This is a genomic window from Haliscomenobacter sp. (genome assembly GCF_041740695.1).
Lineage (GTDB): Bacteria > Bacteroidota > Bacteroidia > Chitinophagales > Saprospiraceae > Haliscomenobacter.
Genome location: NZ_JBGSLK010000111.1, coordinates 1 through 21,417, shown reverse-complemented (window position 1 = coordinate 21,417; position 21,417 = coordinate 1). Strand labels below are relative to the sequence as shown.

At 46.7% G+C, this 21,417-nt stretch carries 15 protein-coding genes; 3 read left to right on the top strand and 12 right to left on the bottom strand.

Annotated elements, in window-relative coordinates; translation table 11 throughout:
- Position 1 precedes the first annotated feature (1 nt).
- From ACEW9O_RS22120 to ACEW9O_RS22095, 6 genes are read right to left on the bottom strand one after another with little or no spacing between them, the layout of a single operon-like run.
- A complete protein-coding gene (locus ACEW9O_RS22120) occupies positions 2 to 856 on the bottom strand; it encodes a carboxypeptidase-like regulatory domain-containing protein (protein ID WP_373552387.1) in 855 nt (284 codons plus the stop codon).
- Positions 857 to 880: 24 nt separating this feature from the next.
- The gene (locus ACEW9O_RS22115; protein ID WP_373552386.1) at positions 881 to 1,339 is read right to left on the bottom strand and encodes a hypothetical protein; all 459 of its coding nucleotides are present in this window, start codon (positions 1,337 to 1,339) and stop codon (positions 881 to 883) included.
- Positions 1,339 to 1,872: a hypothetical protein gene (locus ACEW9O_RS22110; RefSeq protein ID WP_373552385.1), complete on the bottom strand. Its 534-nt coding sequence runs from the start codon at positions 1,870 to 1,872 to the stop codon at positions 1,339 to 1,341. Before ACEW9O_RS22110 ends, ACEW9O_RS22115 begins: the two co-directional genes overlap by 1 nt.
- Positions 1,865 to 8,677: a DUF6443 domain-containing protein gene (locus ACEW9O_RS22105; protein ID WP_373552384.1), complete on the bottom strand. Its 6,813-nt coding sequence runs from the start codon at positions 8,675 to 8,677 to the stop codon at positions 1,865 to 1,867. Before ACEW9O_RS22105 ends, ACEW9O_RS22110 begins: the two co-directional genes overlap by 8 nt.
- Before the next feature lie 48 nt (positions 8,678 to 8,725).
- A complete protein-coding gene (locus ACEW9O_RS22100; RefSeq protein ID WP_373552383.1) occupies positions 8,726 to 9,958 on the bottom strand; it encodes a T9SS type A sorting domain-containing protein in 1,233 nt (410 codons plus the stop codon).
- A 49-nt stretch (positions 9,959 to 10,007) separates the two neighbouring features.
- Positions 10,008 to 10,826, bottom strand: a complete 819-nt coding sequence (locus tag ACEW9O_RS22095; RefSeq protein WP_373552382.1) for a tail fiber domain-containing protein — start codon at positions 10,824 to 10,826, stop codon at positions 10,008 to 10,010.
- Positions 10,827 to 11,022: 196 nt separating this feature from the next.
- On the opposite strand from ACEW9O_RS22095, the gene ACEW9O_RS22090 reads away from it, so the two are divergent.
- Entirely contained in the window at positions 11,023 to 11,316 is a 294-nt protein-coding gene (locus ACEW9O_RS22090; RefSeq protein ID WP_373552381.1) for a helix-turn-helix domain-containing protein, read from the top strand.
- 237 nt (positions 11,317 to 11,553) lie between these two features.
- Entirely contained in the window at positions 11,554 to 13,827 is a 2,274-nt protein-coding gene (locus tag ACEW9O_RS22085; protein WP_373552380.1) for a DUF5916 domain-containing protein, read from the top strand.
- A gap of 22 nt (positions 13,828 to 13,849) precedes the next feature.
- Here the strand turns inward: ACEW9O_RS22085 and ACEW9O_RS22080 are convergent, their stop codons facing one another.
- From ACEW9O_RS22080 to ACEW9O_RS22055, 6 genes are all read right to left on the bottom strand, one after another.
- Complete coding sequence (locus ACEW9O_RS22080) at positions 13,850 to 14,329, bottom strand: gliding motility lipoprotein GldH (protein WP_373552379.1); 480 nt, start codon at positions 14,327 to 14,329, stop codon at positions 13,850 to 13,852.
- 104 nt (positions 14,330 to 14,433) lie between these two features.
- Positions 14,434 to 15,612 carry a molecular chaperone DnaJ gene (dnaJ, locus tag ACEW9O_RS22075; RefSeq protein ID WP_373552378.1) on the bottom strand — a complete coding sequence of 393 codons (1,179 nt, stop codon included), beginning with the start codon at positions 15,610 to 15,612 and terminating at the stop codon, positions 14,434 to 14,436.
- A 6-nt stretch (positions 15,613 to 15,618) separates the two neighbouring features.
- On the bottom strand, positions 15,619 to 16,191 hold the full coding sequence (locus ACEW9O_RS22070; protein WP_373552377.1) for a nucleotide exchange factor GrpE: 573 nt from the start codon (positions 16,189 to 16,191) through the stop codon (positions 15,619 to 15,621).
- Positions 16,192 to 16,423: 232 nt separating this feature from the next.
- The gene (locus ACEW9O_RS22065; protein ID WP_373552376.1) at positions 16,424 to 16,957 is read right to left on the bottom strand and encodes a TlpA family protein disulfide reductase; all 534 of its coding nucleotides are present in this window, start codon (positions 16,955 to 16,957) and stop codon (positions 16,424 to 16,426) included.
- A 13-nt stretch (positions 16,958 to 16,970) separates the two neighbouring features.
- Entirely contained in the window at positions 16,971 to 17,972 is a 1,002-nt protein-coding gene (locus tag ACEW9O_RS22060; protein ID WP_373552375.1) for a sugar phosphate nucleotidyltransferase, read from the bottom strand.
- A gap of 68 nt (positions 17,973 to 18,040) precedes the next feature.
- A complete protein-coding gene (locus ACEW9O_RS22055; RefSeq protein ID WP_373552374.1) occupies positions 18,041 to 20,032 on the bottom strand; it encodes an OmpA family protein in 1,992 nt (663 codons plus the stop codon).
- A 183-nt stretch (positions 20,033 to 20,215) separates the two neighbouring features.
- Between ACEW9O_RS22055 and ACEW9O_RS22050 the strand changes: the two genes are divergently transcribed.
- A complete protein-coding gene (locus ACEW9O_RS22050) occupies positions 20,216 to 21,208 on the top strand; it encodes a glycosyltransferase (protein ID WP_373552373.1) in 993 nt (330 codons plus the stop codon).
- Positions 21,209 to 21,417: the final 209 nt, after the last annotated feature.

Genomic DNA, 21,417 nt, shown 5'->3' with positions numbered 1-21,417 from the left:
ATCACTCCGCCGCCGCACCCTCCACATAAAAGCCCAACTGTGGCCTGAATCCAAATTTCTTCTGCGTAAACGCCCGCCAATTGGCTTGACTGGTTGTTTTGGTAAAAATGGTGCCATTGCCCAGGGCTGCACAAAACATCAAGTCTTTGCTCAGCTTGCCTTGATTCAAGGCTTGCACCCACTCCAGAGAGAGGATAAAATCCTCGGCAAGCACCAGGTTGTAGCGGGCCAGGTCCACACTGAGCGTGCCTTTTTTTAAGTCGGTTTTGACAATGATCCCTTCGGACAGCAGGTTTTTGCCGGGCAGTCCATTGAGGCTTTCATAGAGGTTTACCCGAAAAAATAGCGTCCCAAATTTGTTCTCCGCAATGTTGAAATGAGCCGATTTCAAATAATAACTGCCCTTTTTTACCTCAATTAAACTGGCCAGTTCCGTTCCCAGGCGGTTGGACTGAAAGTAGAAGACAATCTTGTCGGAATTGGCTCGATGCCCCAGGGTTTTTAAACGTTTGTATTTTTTGGGGTTGATGGTGACGGTAGGGAGCAGCAAGGTTGTTTTTTGTAGCTTTATTTCCTTTGGGAGCGTCGCAAGGTCTTTGACCAAAAAATCTAAGGTTTGGTAGCCGATTGAAGAAAAGCGTAAGGTATCGTTGGGCACAATTTCGGACTGGGGAATGTCCAGGGTAAAATGACCATTGGCATCGCTGACGGTGCCGATGTTTTTGCCGAGGATGCCGATGTTGACAAAGGAGACGGGTTCATGAGTGCTGAAGTCGGAGATGGTGGATTGGATGGATTGGGCGGGAAGTAACAAAACCAGCCAGAAACATACGAGAGAGGAACAGAGTTTATGCATACCGTGGTAATTATTGTCATTCATCTAAGGGTCTTCCATGGCTAGGCCAAAGGGATAGTAGTGGTTCTTCTGAATGATCTCAGGAACCTCATCCGCATTTTGATCCGTAAAACTGACTCTGGCATTGCCCAAATGGTTACTGAGCGTAGCCGAAGTATGGTCTGTCATAGTGTACTCATAACGCGTAGTAGAACCCGCAAAGTACAGGCGGCCTTCTGAATTGTAGATGGCTTGCATCACGGTGTTTTGGTACTCGATGCCCATGACATAGTCCTGGGTGTAGTTGGCGCTTTGGCCAGTTTCGGTTTTGCCTAGGAAGGCGGCACCGGGTTTGGTTTCAAAGCCGGGGTTGAGCAGTACGGCCGTGCTTTGAAGGTCATATTGCTGCCATTGTCCAGAATTAAACGTAGAAGACGCCGTACCAGCGGTAGCGGAATGTTTTCGGTTCGGTTGATTTTGAAACACTTGGGCTAGCAAAATCATTAATAATAATATTGGTTGATTTTTTCCTTCAATCTACCTTTAACTATTAAATAGCTAATCTTAAAACCTCTTTCATCACCATCCCCAAAAGAGCATTTAAAATCAAAATGTACAGTATCAAACTCTGGAAAAAAGTGGATATTAAACCTTTTTTCTACTGTCTTTTTTGTCTTTATTTTCAATGTATCTGTTTTAAAGATTTCCGGTAGAACCATTCTAAAATCAGGTTTATCACTTTTTTTTGAATAGTTAATACTTAAAGGATTCATTTTATTCGTCGCAGCGTTGTATGGCCAGATATTTAAATCCTGGGATTCATTTGTATTTGAAATTTTCATAATAAACCTATGAGAAATGTCTTTGAATTTGTCCTCCGTCAATGTTGTGTCAGTAGCTACTGGCCCAATTATTTCAACAATGCATGAAGATAGTAAACCTTTTTGTTTAACATTACTACAAGAGCTGATGCTTAACAAAATGATACTAGCAAAGAATTCTAAAAATAAAATACATAAAATTAATTTATTATTCATTGTTGTCGTATTTTTGAACGTGAATAAAGTGGTACCAAATATAAAGCCATCGATCCCCCAAAATTCTTTCCTCTGGCTGTACCTTTTTAGCTGGCCCGTCAGGGATTTTAGCATAATCTCCCTCTCTATTCAAATTTGGGCGCGAGTTATCATGGGCACCTTCACTTTCTGAGAAATACATTGTGCTTGACTCGGTAAAAAGTTGGAAGTGCGCAAAATGAGCTTTAACAACAAGTTGATGCAGTGATTCATGCGCTATTAAAAAGCCCAATGCATAGAGGGGATTGGTATTATTTTGTACTCCTTCAAAGCCGTAATTGGCGTAAGATTCTGCTGCCTCATTATCTAAATATACATCTGTATTATTAGCATTAATCGAAGAATTCCCTCCATATGACGCACTTATAAAAGATCTAATTTCTAAGAATAAATCATCATACTTCAATTCCTTCTCCTTTGCCTCAGTTTTAGAAATTAAATTGAATTGTAAAAAATGAAACCCATTTTTTTTAAATATATCATTAGCATAACCCATTGCTTTTTCTAACTTTTCATCAGATAAAGGATTGATACCAAAATTAGTTGAATTAACAATATACACTTGAACTTTTTTATTTTGTTTAAATTGCTCAAAAGCCCTTTTGGCATCTTCACCAGTAAATGTTATCCCTCCTGCGAACTCAATAATATCCATGCCATTTGGATCAACAAATCTTAACGAATTATTAATTGCAAAAACATAAGCGTTAACAGGCATGTACTTCTCCGCCAACCGATCCACCCCATTCCATCTCCCTACACTCGCATCATACCACCTCGCTCCATAATCCATCCAACCCAGCCCAAAATCATCATTCAGTTCTTTCCCATTAAATTGGTACTTATTATCCTCCGCTGGGTCATTCACCCAGGGGCCTTCCATGGCGAGGCCAAAGGGGTAAAAATGATTCTCCTGAATAACCTCCGGAACCCCATCCGCATTTTGATCCGTAAAACTAACTCTGGCATTGCCCAAATGATCCGTCATAGTGTACTCATAACGCGTAGTAGAACCCGCAAAGTACAAGCGGCCTTCGGAATTGTAGATGGTTTGCATCACGGTGTTTTGGTACTCAATGCCCATGACGTAGTCCTGAGTGTAGCTGGCGCTTTGGCCAGTTTCAGTTTTGCCAAGAAAAGCACCACCTTGTTTGGTTTCAAAGCCTGGGTTGAGTAATACTGCCATGCCTGCTTTGAAGGTCACATTGCTGCCATTGTCGACCCGGCCAGTGGAGGTGATGGTGCCACTGGCGGTGTAAGTGCCGGAGGAAATGGGCAGGTTGTTGATGGTTCTATCCCCATTTGGGTAGATGACTTGTTTTTTGAGTTTGTTGCCCGCAGCGTCATAGGTGATGTCGAGTTGGGAGCCATTGTCAAACAGGATGCGGCGGGGCAGGTTGAGGGCATTGTAAGTGATGGTTATTTTTTTGTGTTCATCGCGGGTCAGGTTGCCTGCACCGTCGTAGGTGTAGCCTTGGGCAGTGCCGGGTGTAGGCGTGACGAAGCCTTTGCTGCCATCGGCGTTGTCGAGCAAGGTGGCCAGTTGCCCCTTACTATTGTAGGTATAGGTCATGTTGTCGATCTGGTTGAAGGTTCCATCACCCTTGCGGCCAGTACGGGTTTGGGTCAGGATGTTGCCATCGCGGTCGTAAGTGAGGGCATTGGCGTAGTTGCCACTGGCGGTGTAGCTGCCGACGCTGGTTTTTTCGGCATAAATACCTTCTTTGAGGCGGTTGAGGTTGTCGTACAGGAAGCCATAGGTTTTGACGTTGCTGCTGCCTTGTACGTTCCATTTCATCATCGTGATGTTGCCTGCGTAGTTGGCGTTTTGGCCGCTGGCATAACGGCTGTCCAGGCTGGCGTCGCCTTCTTTGTATACTAGTTCAAAGCCGAAGAGGTCAGTTCCCAGGTTGGCGGGGTCGTTGAGGCGGCTTACCCAGCCTTGGATGTTGTAGGTATAGTCCAGGGTTTGCAGGTAGCCGCCTCCGCTGGCCTGGTGTAGTTTTTTGCTTTTGAGCAGGTTGCGCTCGTCGTATTCCTGCTGAGAGAGTACTGTAGGGAATACGCCATTCACACTTTCACTGGTTTTGGTCAGGCGGCCAGCGTGGTCGTATTCAAAGGTGGTTTCGATGGTCGTAGTGGTAGCGCCTACGGTGTGTTCGCGTTTGGATTTGAGCGTCCAACCGGGGAAGTTGATTTGCTGGTAGGTTTTGTCTTTGCCGCCCAGGTGGTTGTCGCTGCGGGTTTGTACCACGCGCATTTTTTTGTCATAGTAAGCGAAGCTCAAGAGGTATTGAGTGGGCGCAGCACCCGTAGCGGGCAGTTGCCCTACTTTGACGGCGGTACTTTTGCCACGCACGCGGTAGGTAGGCAGGTTGTAGCCGGAGGGCGGCGTGCTGTAGGCTTCGTCGGTGCTGGAGAGGGTGCCGTCGCGATTGAGGTCGTACTGGTCGTAATAATTTACGGAGTATACCTCGATCAAGCCATCGGTAGGAAAGGCTGTGGTGGTGGTGTAGTAGTGTGGGCCACTGGTGCTGGGACTTTCGTACAGGACATTGCCACTGGAGGGCACGCTACCGCCGTTGTATTTGCCCGTGATGACGGGGCGATTGAGGATGTCGTATTTGGTAAAGAGTTTGATGCCATTGCCATCTATGCTGAGCACTGGCCGATCCAGGCGGTCATAGTAGATGTATTGGACGTTGCTGCCCGGCACTTGTTTGGAAGTCAGCAGACTCGTATTGTTGGGGTCGTAGGTGTATTTGTACAGGCGTTCCCCTTCGGTACTGCTGGCTGCTGTCCAGCCAGTATTGCTTTCCAGGAGTGCGCTGGCATTGGGGGGCAGTACTGCCTGGATGCCGCCATGATCGTAATATACGGTATAGGTTTTTTCGCTACCATTGACCGTGAGCAGGGTCCGGCCAATTTTGTCGGTATAGGTAATGCTGGTTTTGCCGTCAGGGTCGGTAGCGGTCACTTTCATGAGGCTATTGGCCGCATAGTAGCCGCTAGTTTTGAAGTTGCGCACTTCGTTACTGGTGTTGGTACCGTAGGTGGTGCTGCCAGGTTTGCTGCGGAAAGAAGTACCCGCCAAGTATTGTTGTTTGGGGCGGCTGAGGGGCGAGTTTTCCAACACGGTCTCCGTATAGGCAGATCCTTCGGCAATGGCGGTATAAAAACTTTGTTGCTCGCTGATGACATTAGGTCGAATAGATCGAGGGTTGGTCTCAGCAATGGTATACGGCAGGTATTTTTTTACTTCCCGACCAAACTGGTCGTACTCCATAAAGGCGACTATGTCTTTTTGGGTAGGAGACTGATTGAGGTCAATTTGTTGGACTGGGCGACCCAAGCCATCAAAAAACTTATAGGAGTCGATCAGGTTGGCACCCGTCAAATCGGAAATGCCTGCGGTGGTGGTGATCCCCGCGGTTTGAATCAGGCGGGTTTTGATGGTATTTTCGCCACCACTGCCAGTGCGATACAGGTAATCGGTGCTGCTTACGTAGTCGCCATTGAAGTCTTTTACACGCAGCAGGCGCAGCAGGGCGTCGTACTCAAAATTGGCGCTGAGGTTGCTTTCCTCACTGATGGCTTTGACCAGGCAGGAGTTGCGGTCGTAGCTGGCAGTGGTCATGAGGGCATCATGAGGGTAAAGGCGCAGTTCGTCAAACAAGGCACCGGAGGTATTGACCGTTACACTGGCGTTGCTGGCGGTACAATCCAGCAGGCGTTCGACGTAGGCCCAGCCATCTCCTTCGGTTTGGTCGGTGGTGGTAGAAAGCACGGTACCTCCTGAGAGCGTCACACTTACACCTCCTGGCGATTTGCTGTAATAACTGAGGATGTATTTGCCAATGGGGAGTCCCGTTTTGGTAAAACTTCCAGACCCAGTGCCAAAACAACCTGCTCCAGCTTTGGCTGGGCTGGCGCCATTGTATTGGATGTTATTAGTACCTGTGATGCTCCAGTTGCCTTGGGTGGCTTCGGTGGTTTCAAAGCTGGTGTAGGCCACTTCGTTTTGAGCGGCATTGAGTACTTTGGCAGCCATGCGGGTATGGTAATTGCTCCAGAGGGCGCTTACGGGTTGGTCGTACTCGCGTTGTAATTGCAGGAGGTTCCCATATTTGTCGTAAGACTGAACGGTAAGCTGGAGTTCATCAACCTGACTGGAGTTGTATTTGTGGTAGAAGCGGTAGGGCAAGACCAGTCCACCGGGGAATTCATCTACGGAGTACTCCGCCTTCACCTTTTTGGTCAAAACCCCGTCCACCTGTTCTTCCACTTCCACGGGTACTCCAAACATCCCTTTGGTCACCAGGGCGGATTGTACAGGGGAGGCATCTTCGGTGAAGCGAACAATGCTGGTGTAGGTTTTGCCATCACTGTTTTGCACGGACGTAATGGTAGGCTGAGTCACTTTGGTGTTGCCATAAGTGAAGTTGGTAGTGCTGCTGACTTCACCCGTAAGGATACCTGCTCCATCGTAGAAAAATTGTTTGTCGGTTTTGGCGGCCAAGTACCTCCATTGTTGTTGGATGCCATAGTAGCTGCGACGGAGTTTGACTCCGTAGCCTCTTTGAGTTTCACAGTTGGTACCCGATTGCAGTGGGGTTAGCCAAGAAAATACTCCACCAACTCCGCAAAGTGTGGTGGCATTATCTTGATCCAGGTATTGTTCTACTTTGTAGCCATAACAACTGGTAAAATTGCGGGTTTCGTTGATGTCATGGCTATAAGTGAAAGTGCTTTCGCTTAGTTTTTTATCCTGATCATCGTAAGCAACGGTTTTGAGCAATTCTCCATTACCATTGTTTCCTCGGAAAAAATGATAAACCATTTTGCCAGCAGAAATTTCTTCCACCCGAGCATAGCCAACATGTCCAAGTTCTTCACTACCTAAATTTGTATGATTGGTGGCTGTAACAGTGATGAATCTACAGATCCATATATAAAATTCGGGGAAACCCGTGCAATGACCAAATTGATTATGGCATGGTATTCCAGCTTCGGAATAATGATAAAAAGAGGGAAAGCTAAGATAGTCAAGCCGGGATAAGAGACTGCCACTTGAATTATTAGGTGTATTTGGATTGGTCCCTTCAGCAATGTAGCGGTAATATTTTTTATTGATTAGGGTACCATCATAGTTGTAGTTTTTGATTTCTTTGATGCGCAAGCCGCCTACATATCTGTTATCGCCAGTAAGTTCATAGTCTTTTACCAAATGAGCTTGGTAGTAGTACTCGGTGTAGCCTTTAGTGGGGTACGTCACTTTAGTCAAAATGCCTGCCTTAACGCGGGTGGTATCGGTATTGCGGTTGGCGTTTTGGCCAGGATAAGTTACCGTATTGTAGGTGAAAGAAGGTATCAGCCCTTGTTGGTTAGGGTTGCTATTGTAGTATCCCCAAAAATCAATCTGGCTAGCAGTAGGATCGGGCAGTTCCAATGTATTGTATTCGAACAGGTAGGGTTGTGCGCAAGTAGAGGTACCTGATGCACATTGCTGAAGACTCAATAGTTTTAATCGATTGTTAGAAGTAGCCGAACTCGCGGTGGGATAACTGAATTTCCATTCCATGATTCCAGTTGCTCCATTTTCGCCTTTTTTGATCAGCACTTTATCCAGCCGCTTTCCGCCATATGCATAATGCGAAATATCTAGTGATGACTGAAAATCTACTGTTTCGATAGTAATTGTTCCAGCAGTATTGAGGTCTCTAAGTTTGTAAGAAATTTTGGTTAAAAACTTACGATTTAAGATATACGTTTGATTGGTAAATCCTCCTTTCTGTACTGATGGAGTACTTGTATTGTCACCACAAGGGAATAAAGGAGGTCCGCAACAACCACCTGGAGGAAACTGAATAGGTTCAATCGGATATTCTACTGGTAAGATGTAGGTCATCGAATGATTGGAAGCAAGATTTATGGGTGGACTATAAGGAGTAGTCAAAGTTTCGTATTCATATTCCATCAACTCAGTTCCATTCGCAGAGGTCACTTTGGTGAGGTACCAACTGCTGTTAAAAACGTACTGCGCTCGATAGCATACTGCTGTTTCTGAACAGTCAATAAAAGCATCGGTTACCTCGGTAGCGGTAAATTCATACACATTCCCCATCATGTCCTTGATGGTGAATGAGGTAATATCCTCAGAACCATACACTGGTTGGATTACCACATCTTTTTTCTCGGTCTGATAAATATTCTTCCGGGCGTCGATGTAAAAACGACCGGAGTAGCCTCCGAAGTTGAAGTAATATACATCGGGTTCAGTTTCAATTCTACGGCCGGCCACCTCATACAAGTAGTCATTTTCTTGAAATTGGTCGGTATACCCAACATTTGTTTCTGGTTTGATCTGATCGGCTTTGGAGTAATAGTTGGAGTTCAAGTCGGGCATACCGTTCATGGAGCGAGTGATCACCCCACCGTTGGCAAGAGTCCAGCCCAGGCCCACCCAAGTAGGCAGGTTCGCAACCTTGTTGCCGGAACCATCATAAGAAAGAGCTATGGATTCTTTTAATTCTTTTCCCTGAACGGTATATAAAGGGATGGAAACATTCAAAGCTCCGGTATAAGTGTTGATGTTTCCTTCGCCAAACTTACCCAAGCTGGATGCTTCAGGGGTGTTAGGCAGGGTAATGGAGGGCAATACAATGGATGGATCCTGCGCCAACAAATGCTCTTTTGGAACAATAAAAAAAGAAACAATGAAGGCCAGGACAATGTATAATTTCAGGTGCTTATAGCCAGCGAACATGATTTTTGATTTAGATGGATGAGTAGTTAAATCCCAGTGTTTGATTGACTATTCTGAAAAAATGAGTTTTTCAATCAATAACTTATTGCCGATGCGGAGCGTGCATACGTACATCCCTGCTTGCAAGTTGTTGTTTCCCCCTAAGTTGAAGTCATATTTACCAGGAGCCGTGATGCCCAAATCGGTTTTGTAAACCAGTGTGCCTAGCGCATTGAATACTTGTATTTCTACTTTTTCGGTTGAGGACAACCAATAAGAGATTTTCCGATCACCCGTTTTGGGTGCAGGATTTGGAAACACCTTCATGCCATACTGTTGAGCATCTGCTTTACCCAACTCGGCCAATTCGATGTCATGGAGTTTTTTAGGTTTTAAGGCGTATTTCCAGACACCAAATTTGAGCGTACCCCCAAATAACACTTTATCATGAACAGCGATGGAGCGAATGCCTTCAAAAGGCAATTCCCGATCTATTTTTTGAGTGTCCTTTACTACTCCTTTGATGTTTCCACCGCTGTAGAGTGCCGAATCAGCAACCACCAAGGCTTGTACATTCGAAAGACCCTGCGTTTGTTTGATTCCTTTTCCAAAAAAACTCAAACGTTCCGTTTCGATGATCTGATCACCACTCGTTCCCAGATAAATGACTTTGCCATCGGTAGCCAGGCTTGCTATATCGTGTGGAGTGCCCACGTCTAATAGTAGCCAGGTATTGCCTTCATTGGCACTTAGGTATACGCCTCTGCTGGTTCCGGCTATGATATTGTTGTCCTTGGTCACCAGCAATGCATAAATATTTCTGGATACTCCTATTGGCTGGGGAAGTTTTGCTTGTTCCCAAGTTTCCCCTTCATCATGTGATTGAAAAATTCCTTGATTGGTTCCAGCGAAAATAGTTTTGCCATTTTGGGCTAAAGAAAGAATTTTGCTGTTGGTCAATCCCTTTTCTTTTCGCTCCCATTTTAATTCATCTGGCAGGCTACGGTAGATTCCATGGTTGGTACCTACAAAAAAATATTTACCCGAAGCCAACATACAATGAGGCATCAGGCTGGCTATACCTTGATCTACTCGCTCCCAGGTTTCCCCCAAATCACTACTGCGGTATACCCCATGATTATGGATACCAGCATAGAGGTGTTTCTTTTGAGATGACAAAAAAAATACCGTGCCTTGGGGTGAATTGGTGGGTAGCCAGCTTAATTGCTCTTGGCCGTATACCTGCCCTGCCACGATGAGGATCAAAAGAAGTCCTTTTATGAAACGGGTTGCGAATTTCATATCCTGATTTTTAGCGTTTAAGCGTGTACTAAAGCTGATAAGAGGCTGTTTATTTCTTTTTCAAGAGGTCTACTTCCTTTTGTAAGTCTTCAATTTGTTTTTGTTGGCTCTTAACTGCCTCGATGAGTATTGGAATAAGAGCAGTGTAATTGACGGCCAAGTATCCATCTTCCGAAGTAGACACGATGGAGGGCAATACTTTTTGTACATCTTGTGCGGAAAGGCCGTATTGATCGGGTACTGGTGTGGATGCTTTGTCTATACTTTTTTTCGCATCTTCCAGCGCTTTTTTCTCTTTTTCACCACTTGGACTCAGTTTATCCAGGTCTGCTCGATATTTGGAATTTACTGCTGGAGTAAAATCATAGCGGATGCCGTTTAGTTTTTTGAGAATACTTAAACTACTATCAATTTTTAAGATATTTTTTTTCAGTCTAATGTCGGAAAAGGTAGATACATTTTGTGTTAAAGTTCCTCTCACCAATAAATTACCACTCACATCCAGTTTCATTCCTACATAGGCCCCAGTAGAGGTGGTGGAAAAATAGATACCATTGCTGCCGTGTAAATGTAGGGCATCAGAATCGTCGCCCCCTCCGGTGATATTGGCACGGGCTTCTCCTAAAAAAATATACTCTCCTGAACCTGCGGAGCTGTAATCTCCAAAGGAAATTCTTGATTTTGTACGAAGTCCATCCGAAGGATTAATCCCCAATGCTTCCGTAGTTACCTGAGCAGATGGATCATTTCCTGAACGCTCTAACCCGAGAATCGTTTTTCCTGTACTTGTAACTTTTACTTGTGCAATTCCATATTGACCCGCGAAAAAAGAAAGAGCGAAAACAATCAGGAGCAATAAATTTTTCATAAGGAAGAGTTTTTATGATGTTTTTAATCCGATATCACTTTTTCATGGTGCAATATTTGATAAAATTAACAATAAAGTAACGCTCAAAACTTCTCATGCTATGCAGATTTGAGCGAAGTTTGTGCACAAATGAGCAGAACGCTAACTACATCTTCAGTATCCTAGATTAATTCGTTTCACTGTAATAAACTTCCTCATGATTAGTCCCAAAACTGTTTCCGAGAATATTCGCTATTGGCGAGAACAACGCAATTACACACAGGCTTATGTAGCCGATCAGGCGGGAATCTCTCGCCGCTGGTACATAAGCCTGGAAAATGGAATGGTCATTCCCCAAATAAGCCACATTTTAGCTATCGCTGAAGTGCTTAACATTGAGCCTGATCTTTTATTTAAAAAAGAGCAAAAAAGCGATAAATTATTGAAAGAAGGGGATATTGAAGAGCAAGTAAAACAAGTAATTCGTAAAGCACTGGAAAAATTATTGTGAGCCTTGCCAAACTTGGTCTTGACACTTAACCTCTCTTCCAAATCCTTTTAACAAATAATCGATCCAGTCATTTTGGATCGGTTATTTGTTGTATTCAACTTTGAACTGAAAATTGTTTCAATCGTCAAAAACGACTTGTTGGGCATCATTCTTTCCCCCTTCAGCCCCATCATTTGTTTTGCACCATTATAATCCAGAATTTCGCGGCATTGTACAGTCCAAACAACTCTGTTTAGTATGAAAATCGCCCAACTTATCAGTGGTATCTGCCTGCTGCTGGCCCAAAATCTTTACAGCCAGGCCCCGGTACCAGCTGAAAAACACCAAGTTTCGATTCGAAAATCCAAAGAAGCCATTCGCCTGGATGGGGCCCTGGATGAAGCCGCCTGGCAAAGTGCACAAGTCGCCAAAGACTTTTTCCAGAACTTCCCTTTTGATACCTCCGCAGCCAACCTCAAATCTGAAATTCGCCTCACTTTTGACCAAAACTTCCTCTACGTTGGCGCGGTGTTGTACCAAAATCAGGCCGATTACATCACTACTTCCCTCAAGCGCGATTTTCAAAGTGGTACCAGCGACGTTTTTGCGGTCAACATCGATCCTTTTAGTGACAAACTCAATGGCTTTCATTTTGCGGTTTCGCCCTTCAATGTGCAGCGTGAAGGTTTGATCGACAATGGGGGTAACCTGACCACCGACTGGGACAACAAATGGTACTCCGAAATCCAGAACCATACCGACCATTGGGTAGTGGAAATCGCCATTCCCTTCAAAACCCTGCGCTACCGGCAGGTCAGCGGGCAAAATGCCTGGCGCATCAATTTTGTCCGTTTCGGCCTCAAACAAAACGAGGCTTCCACCTGGTCACCCGTACCCCGGGCTTTTTTACCGGTCAATCTGGCCTTCACTGGCTCGCTCGTTTGGGAAGATGCGCCACCACAACCCGGCGCCAACGTTTCGGTGATTCCCTACATCATCGGGCGCACGGAGAAGGACTTTGAATTCAAAATCCCCACCGAAAACAAACTCAACATCGGCGGCGACGCCAAAATCGCCATCACCCCTTCACTCAACCTGGACTTGACACTCAACCCCGATTTTTCTCAGGTGGACGTCGACCGCCAGATCACCAACCTGAGCCGTTTTGAGCTGTTTTTTCCCGAAAGGAGGCAGTTCTTTTTGGAAAATGAAGACTTGTTTGGCCGTTGTGGGTTCCCGGATAGTCGGCCTTTTTTTAGCCGCAGGGTGGGCTTGGCCAATGGCAGCATCCGCAAGGTGACTACTGAGGGCGATACCGTTTCCGTGACGCGCAACCTCAATGTGCCCATCAAGGCCGGGATGCGCCTGAGCGGCAAACTGGATAAAAACTGGCGCATCGGTCTGCTCAACATGCAAACGGGTCGGGTAAGCGCCCTCAAACAAGGCCCGGCCAATTACACCGTGGGCGTTTTGCAGCGCAAGGTTTTTGAACGTTCGGCGATCAGCGCCGTTTTTGTCAACAAGGAAAACTTCCGGGTAGATGATCAGGAAAAAATCCAGCACAACCCCGGCGCTTACAATCGGGTAGCGGGCCTGGAGTACAACCTTTTTTCCAAAGACAACAAGTGGGAAGGGGAGTTTTATTACCACCGCTCTTTCTCGGGCCAACAAAGCAACGCCGACGCCCAATCGGCAGCCGCATTTTTAGGTCATTCTACCCGCAAATGGTCGGTACTTTCAGGCATGCAATACATCGGGCAGGACTTCCGCGCCGATGTGGGTTTTATCCCCCGGCCAGGGAATTTTTCGATGTTCAACATCACCAAAATGAACATCTTCCCCCGCAAGGAGAGTTGGGCCAAAAAGGTCAACGTTACCGGGTTTAACGTGGAAAATACACTCACTTACAATGCCCCCGGTTATCAGTTGACCGACCGCAGCCACCAGTTGGCTTACTTCATGGAGTTTCCGGGAAATTCGGCGCTGGAATTGAAAGCTGGACAGGAATACACCTACCTCTATTTCCCTTTTGACCCGACCAATTCGGGCGGCGAGGTGTTGCCCGCAGGCACGGATTACACCTACCATACGGCGAGTGTGAGCTATGTTTCGGACTTCCGCAAACCTTTTTCCTACGAAGTCAACGTGGGTACTGGTCAATACTTCAATGGCAATATTTTCCGCATCAACGGCGAGCTGGTCTACCGCTGGCAACCCTACGGTGTTTTTGCGATGACCTACGCCTACAATGATATCCATTTACCTAGCCCTTTCAACAGCGCCAGTTTTTGGCTGATCGGGCCGCGGGCGGAATTGTCCTTTAGCCGCAGCCTGTTTTTCAGCACCTTTTTGCAATACAATACCCAGGTCAACAACGTGAACATCAATAGCCGTTTGCAGTGGCGCTTCAGGCCCGTATCGGATGTATTTTTGGTGTATACGGATAATTATTTTACCGACCAGTTTTTTCAAGGGCCACAGGTGAAGAACCGGGCGCTGGTGCTGAAGGTGACGTATTGGTTGAATTTGTAGGCCCAAGGCAGGCATCAAATTTTTATTTTGCGGCTTTGATCGTGGTCTTTTCCACTTTAAAACTCAAACCCTTTACTCCTTCCACTTTTTCCGTTCGCATGTACTGTTCGATGCTGAACTGGTAGGTGCCAACTTGTTCAAAAATGGCGTTTTGTTGGAGGGGGATTTCGATGCTACACGTTTTGCCGCTGCATTTGCCGTACCAGGCTCCGCTTCCATCGGCCAGGTTGAGGGAAACGACTTGTTCGCGTTTTTCTTGATTTGGGAAAACGGTTTTGATCTTGACGTACAAGTTTTGGAAAGCGTATTCAGGGCTATGTTTGACCCCAATGATCAGGTTATAGAGGTAAGTGGTGTCTTTGATTTCTACCTGGTGTTGCTGAACGGCCTGGTAAGTCCAGGTGTCGTTTTCGAAGGCCGTTTTGTGGTTGTAGACGTAGTTGGGGCCACAAGCGCTAAGCAGGAAAGCAAGGGCGAGGCAGAGAGCAAAAGCATATTTCATATCGGTGTTTTAATTCAAATGACGAATAATGAAAACGGCACTTCGGCTTCGCTCAGTGACCGTTTTCATTATTCGTCATTTGCAGCAACGATCAAGACTATTGCTTATTTGAAAAAGTCGCGCATTTTTTCAAAAAAACTACGGTCGGATTTGCCAGGTTGTGGCTTGAAGTTGGGGAGTTCCCGCATTCGTTCCAACAAGTGGCGTTCCTCGTCGTTCAGTTTTTTAGGCGTCCAGACGTTGACATAAATCAATTGGTCGCCACGCTCACCGCGATAACCTTGCACCGAAGGCAAACCTTTGTCTTTCAGCCGGAAAATTTTACCCGCAGGAGTACCAGGTGGTATTTTGATTTTGACTTTGCCCTCCAGAGTTGGGACTTCTTCGGAGGTGCCCAGGCCAGCATCGGCAAAATTGATGAACAACTCGTAAATCACGTTTTGTCCATCCCGCTGCAAGTGCTCGTGCGCTTTTTCCTCGATGGTAATTAAGAGGTCACCGGCCGGGCCGCCATTGGGCCCTGAGTTGCCTTTGCCCCGCATTTGGAGTTGCATGCCTTCCTCAACGCCTGCTGGGATATCAATGTCCAGGGTTTCTTCCCCTTCAACTGTTCCTGCGCCACGGCATTTGGGACAATGGCTGGTTACAACCTGGCCACGACCGCCACAAGTTGGACAAGGCGTAGTTGTTGCCATTTGTCCCAGGAAGGTATTGCGCACCTGACGGACATACCCGGCACCATTGCAGGTGTTGCAGGATTTTACCGAAGAGGAGTCTTTGGCCCCAGATCCACGGCATTCGTCGCAGGTGGTTTGTTTGCGGACTTTGATTTTTTTGGTGACCCCATTGGCGATTTCTTCCAGCGTCAGGGATACTTTGATGCGAAGGTTTCCTCCACGTTGACCGCCACGTTGGCCTCCGCCAGAACGACCACCTGCGCCGCCAAAGAAAGAACCAAAAGGTGATTCCTCTCCAAATATGTCGCCAAATTGGGAGAAGATATCGTCCATACTCATGCCGCCGGGGCCGTAGCCGCCGCCACCACCCATATTGGGATCCACGCCAGCGTGACCGTGCCGATCGTAACGTCCCCGTTTATCAGCGTCATTGAGTATTTCGTAAGCCTCAGCAGCTTCCTTGAATTTTTCTTCGGCCTCTTTGTCGCCGGGGTTTTTGTCTGGGTGGTATTTCATCGCCATTTGGCGGTAAGCCTTGCGTAAAGTCGCCTCATCGGCGTTTTTAGGCACCCCAAGCACTTCGTAAAAATCGCGCTTATTCGCCATGCTTTGTTATTTGCCCACCACCACTTTCGCGTAGCGGATCATTTTGTCTTTGAGTTTGTATCCTTTTTCCAGGGTATCGATCACTTTGCCTTTCATTTCTTCGGTAGGGGCTGGAATTTCAGTAATGGCTTCATGGATTTCAGTATCGAAATCCTGCCCATTGGATTCCATGGGTTCCAAACCCTGAGCTGCCAAAATATGGTACAACTTATGGTACACCAGTTTTACGCCCTCGCTGAAAGGTTCGGGGCTATTGGGCAATTCGCTGGCAGTTTTGACCCGGTCAAAATCGTCGAGCGCAGGCAGCAGGGCCTGAATGGTATCTTGAGCGGCAGTGCGCATCAAGTCCAGTCGCTCCTTGAGGGTACGGCGTTTGAAGTTGTCAAACTCGGCAGCCAAACGGACGTACTTATCCTGCAATTCTGCGTAATCGCGCTGCAAGCGAGCCAATTGCTCTTCTACGGAGTTGTCTCCGCCCGGCGTTGATTCGGCTTGCCCTTCGTCGTTGATGTTGTTGTCGTTTTCCACTGGTGTTGCTATGGTTTCTTCGTTGATTTCCACGTTTTTATTCGGATCCATCACGATACAATTGTTTTTGGGAACCCACAGCAATTATCTTGCCATGGCAGAAAAAAGGAGTAGACGAAGTAGTGGGGCAAAAATAAATGTTCATTTTTTTTGAGCCAAAGGATTAGATAAGACACTTTAAATGAACCGTTTATTCATCTAATCCTTTGGCAAAATGAACATTTATTTTTTTATCGCCCCAAAGGTCAGCTTGTCAGTTTTTGACAGCCTGACATGACAAGATTTACTGGCCAATCCGTTTCTCTACCTCTTCAGGAGTTACATTTACCCCAATGATCATCCCCTTGGGATCGATCAAATAATTGCTGGGTAAGGCGCGTACTTTGTACAAACTGGCAATGGGTGAATTGAAAAATTTCAAACTGCTGCTTTGATCCAGAATGTGCAGCGGCCAATTCAGTCCATCATACTCAATGGCCCGTTTCCAGCTTTCTTCATTCCGCTCAACGGCAATACTGACGATGTGAAACCCATTGGCCTTTGGCAATTTTTGCCCAGCCAATCGGTTGTTCAAGGCCACCCACTCAGGGTTTTCCATTCGGCAGGGCCCACACCAGGACCCCCAAAAATCGAGCAAAACGTAACTGCCTTTCAGGTCTGAAAGTCGAAAAGTTTGCTTGTTGATGGTTTGTGCCTGAAAGTCCAGTGCTTTTTGACCATTGACAAACTGTGGTTGTTTGTAAAAATACTTGCCGATGTAGATGCCTGCCACTGCGATGATGAGGACGATCACAAGGCGATCGAAGGTGATTTTCATAAGTTAAATCTTATCAACTGAAATCAATTTCGGTATTGTCGCCAATGTTCAAACTTTGCCGCAAACCCGTGATCGAGGCATCGTTGCCCACCACCGAATTTTGGAGGATGATTTCCTGGATGGCGGCGTAATTGCCAATGATCGAGTCGCGCACGATGGCATTGTTGATGCGAACATTGTTGCCGATGGTAACATGTGGACCGATGATAGAGTTTACGATTTGGCAATTTTCACCAACGCTGACGGGGTGAATGATGATGGAATTGTCGAATTCGGGCAGGTTGGCGGAAGCATAGCCTTTGCGGCGCAACATGATGGCATTGGTTTCCAGTAGTACATCCTTCTTGCCACAGTTGAACCAGTTGTCGACTTCGATGGTGCTAAAACGGGTACCGGTTTCAATCATGCGCATCAAGGCATCGGTGAGGGGGAATTCGCCATCGGTACGGATATTGTTGCTGATGTTGAACTCTAATGCATCGATAAAGGCAGGCACTTCCTTAAGGTGATAAAAACCAACCATGGCCATGTTGGACTTGGGGATACGTGGTTTTTCGATCACTTTGCTGACCAAACCATCTTCACCGTACTCCACTACACCGTATTCGCGCGGATCGTTTACTTTTTTTACCCCTAAACAAGAATAAGGATCCTGGAGCACCAATTGAAAATCGAGATCAATAATGGTGTCTCCAAAAAAAACGAATACATCATTGGCATCCCGAATCGATTCCCGGGCTGTCCAGATGGCGTGTGCGGAGCCCAAGCGCAATTCCTGATTGACAAATTGCTTTTCGATGTCGGGGTAAGCTTGTTCTACGTAATTTTTAATTTTTTCCCCTAAATAACCAATCACAAAAATAAAGTCGCGCACTCCAATATCGATCAATTGGTCGATGATGAAAGAAATGATGGGTTTGCCCGCAACAGGAATTAAGGGTTTAGGCTGAGTATAAGTCAATGGCCGCAAACGAGTACCTGCGCCGGCTACCGGAATAATGGCTTTAGTATGCATGATTTTTTACGTATGTGGGCTCTAAGATAGCAGACTTTGTGAATAAAAACACGCTCGTTCATTGCAGCTCAATTCCCGCCAGGTTTGATTTCATACTGAGCGGTTTCATTGATTTTTAACACTTTTACTTCCGTTCGACGGTTGAATTGGTGCTCTTTTTCCACACATTCTACTCCATCTTTACAGTGATTTCGGATTTGGGTTTCACCAAAACCCGTAGTACGGATGCGATTGGCCGCAACCCCCTTGCGCACCAGGAATTCTTTGGCAGCTTCAGCCCGGCGTTGGGACAATTGCAGGTTGTATTCGCTGGTGCCGCGTGAATCGGTGTGTGCCCCTAGTTCTACCTCCATGGTAGGGTATTTGACCATCAAACGGGTCAGTGCCTCCAGATCGCGGGCGTCGGTGGTTCGAATCGCAGCCTTATTGAAATCGTAATAGATGTTTTCCATCACAATGATGGTACCTTCTGCCAGGGGTTTGCGCATGACTTCTTCGTTGGTTGGTATCAGGTGCATGCTGATGGAAAAGGAACGGCTACCCCGCACGTTTTCGGTGGAAAGTTGGGTTTGCGTGGGTTTAAAACCATACTTCTCGGCCAGAATGGTGTAGGTACAACCCAAATCCAGGCAGTGGTCAAAAGTACCATCCAAATTGGAGGTAAGCAGCACTTCTTGCCCATTGCAATTGCTAATGACCCGAATTTTGGTATTGGGAATGGGTTTTTCATATTTGTCAGTAAGCGCAATGCCGCGTAAGGGAATACAGTTGATGTGGGCCATACGCACATCCATGGTGTTTTTTAGGTTTTGTGCCTTGGGGGTAAAGGGGAGTTCCTGTGTTTTGAAGCCAGTTTTTGAAATCAATACCACATACTCGCGGTTGACCGCCAGGTTGATTGTCGAGGAGCCATCGCGGCCAGTTACGGTTGTTGGGTTGCCCAATTCCTCATCGTTTTTGCGGTTGAGGCGCATGATCAGGTCTTGGGATTGGTCATTGGCGGGTACCAGGGTAGCGGCGTAAGTGTTGCCATCTTTGATCAGGCCATCGCTGGCGCGTTCGAAGACACGGATGTTTACATTGGGCATGGTGGCGTTGTTGTCTTCATCGATGGCCGTAATGCGCAGGGTAGCCTGGATGACTGGTTTGAGTCCTTGTAGTCCATTGGGCGCTTCAAAAGCATAAATGTCGTCTTTTCCTGAGCCACCGTTGCGGTTAGAGGAGAAAAAACCCCGGGTACTTTCTTTGTCCAAAATCAAGCCAAAATCGTCGGCCTTGGAGTTGAATGGCTGTCCCAGGTTGATCACCTTGCCCCATTCGCTGCCGCTGAGATCGATCATGTACACATCGAGGCCGCCGAGGCCACGCAAGCCGGTGGAGGAAAAAAAGAGGGCACCATTGTCGTGGATGTAGGGGAAAACTTCATTGCCTGAGGTATTGACTTCCGGCCCGAGATTGATGGGATCTGACCATTTATTACCATCCCAGTCTACGAAATAAATGTCCATTTTCCCATAACCTCCCGGCATGTTGGAAGCAAAAAACAAGCGGGTTCCATCGTAATTCAAGGAGGGGTGCATGCAGGAATAGTTCACATTGTTGAAAGGCAGCGGGCGGACTCGCTCCCAATCATAAGGCCCCTTAAATGCCTCGTACACCCGCATGCGCACCGTGTCGTCTTTGCCAGCCTGGGGTACCCCTTTACTGATGTTGTTGCGGCTAAAGAACATTTTATCGGAGCTGTTGGTAAAACTCACTTGTCCTTCGTGGCGCTCAGAATTGATTTCGGCAGAAAAAAGAGCAGGTTGAATGGGCATCCCATCTTCGTCAAAATCGGCATAATACAACTCAAAATAAGTTTCGCCCGTTACCTTGTCTATCTCGCCCGTGCGTTTGCGCGAAGAGACAAAAACCAACCCATTGCCATAAAAGGCGGGCGAAAACTCCAACGAAGTACTGTTGATGCGGCTACAATTTTTGACGGTGATGGTGCTTTGGGCCAGGAGGTCACTGCTACAAAAAAGGATACTTAAGAACAAAAGGGTAGATAATCGCTGCATAGTTAAGGGATTGATAACGCGGACAAATAGATACTGCTGAGAAGATAACGAAAAAATATGATGTTTTGATGCGCTACATTAAGCATTATCATTACGGCAAAAATAACTGTTGGCTCATTGATAAATAACAGCAAAGCACGGAGAAAAAATCGAGATATTGCCGGGTAATAATTCAACGGTTTGATGTCAGCAGTAAAAACCCTCGTTACGCCCCTGGATTGGGGACTCGGCCACGCTACACGCAGCGTGCCATTGATTCAAAAGCAGTTGGAGCAAGGCCACGAGGTGCACTTGGCTTCGAGCGGGCGAGCCCTGGCTTTTTTAAAAGTTACTTTTCCGGATTTGCCCTGCCACCAGTTACCCGATTACGCGATAAGTTATCCCAAAGCCAACTTGTACTGGCCGATGGTGCGGCAGTTGCCCAAAATTATTGTGACCATTGCCCGGGAGCAGCGAGTGGTAAGGCAATTGCAGCAAAAAATTGGCTTTCAGCAGGTCATTTCCGATCAGCGTTATGGCTGCTACATTCCGGGGGCTTTTAATGCTTTTGTTACCCATCAATTGCATTTGCCATTGCAGGATTGGTTTGGAGGGAGCGGTGGACAATGGATGCATGAAACTTTGATCAGAAAGCGTTTTCAGGAATGCTGGGTGCCAGATTGGGAGGAAGCGCCAGGCTTGGCGGGAGATTTGAGCCATCCTCCGTTTACCGGCATCAAAACCCGTTATTTGGGGCCTTTGTCGCGCTTGCACAAAATGGAAGCGCCGATTCAATACCGCATCGCCTTTGTTCTTTCTGGCCCCGAGCCGCAGCGCAGCATTTGGGAAGCGGAGATTCGAGAGCAGGTCCGGGCTTTTCCGGAGGAGCACTTTTTCTTGTTGCAAGGCAAACCAGAAGTACCCTTTTTTCAAGAACAAGAGGGCAACCTTACGGCAGCGCCTCATCTGGATACAGCAGGTTTGTCGTTGCTTTTTGCCCAGAGTGGGCTCATTGTATGTCGATCCGGGTATAGTACTTTGATGGATTTGGCGGTTACCGGGCGGCCAGCATGGTTGGTGCCTACACCGGGGCAGCCGGAGCAGGAGTACTTGGCGCGGAAGTTGGGGGCAGAGGGGCAGTTTCCGTGGTCGAAGCAGGAGGATTTTGAGTTAGCCAAATGTTTAAACGGGCTTTAGGCGATTTGATTATCGCTAGCCCAAGTCTTCAAAAGGACCAGTAGTTGGGGGCGTGATTTCTATACTTATTTTGTAACTATTTAGCAGCCGCCTTCGGCGGCTGCTAAATATGAAAATAAAAAGTATCTTAGGGCATCAAAAACATTGAGTTGGAGCTACCAAAAACAGTCGAAGGCTGCCACGTTGTGATCAATCAACTGCTGTTGATT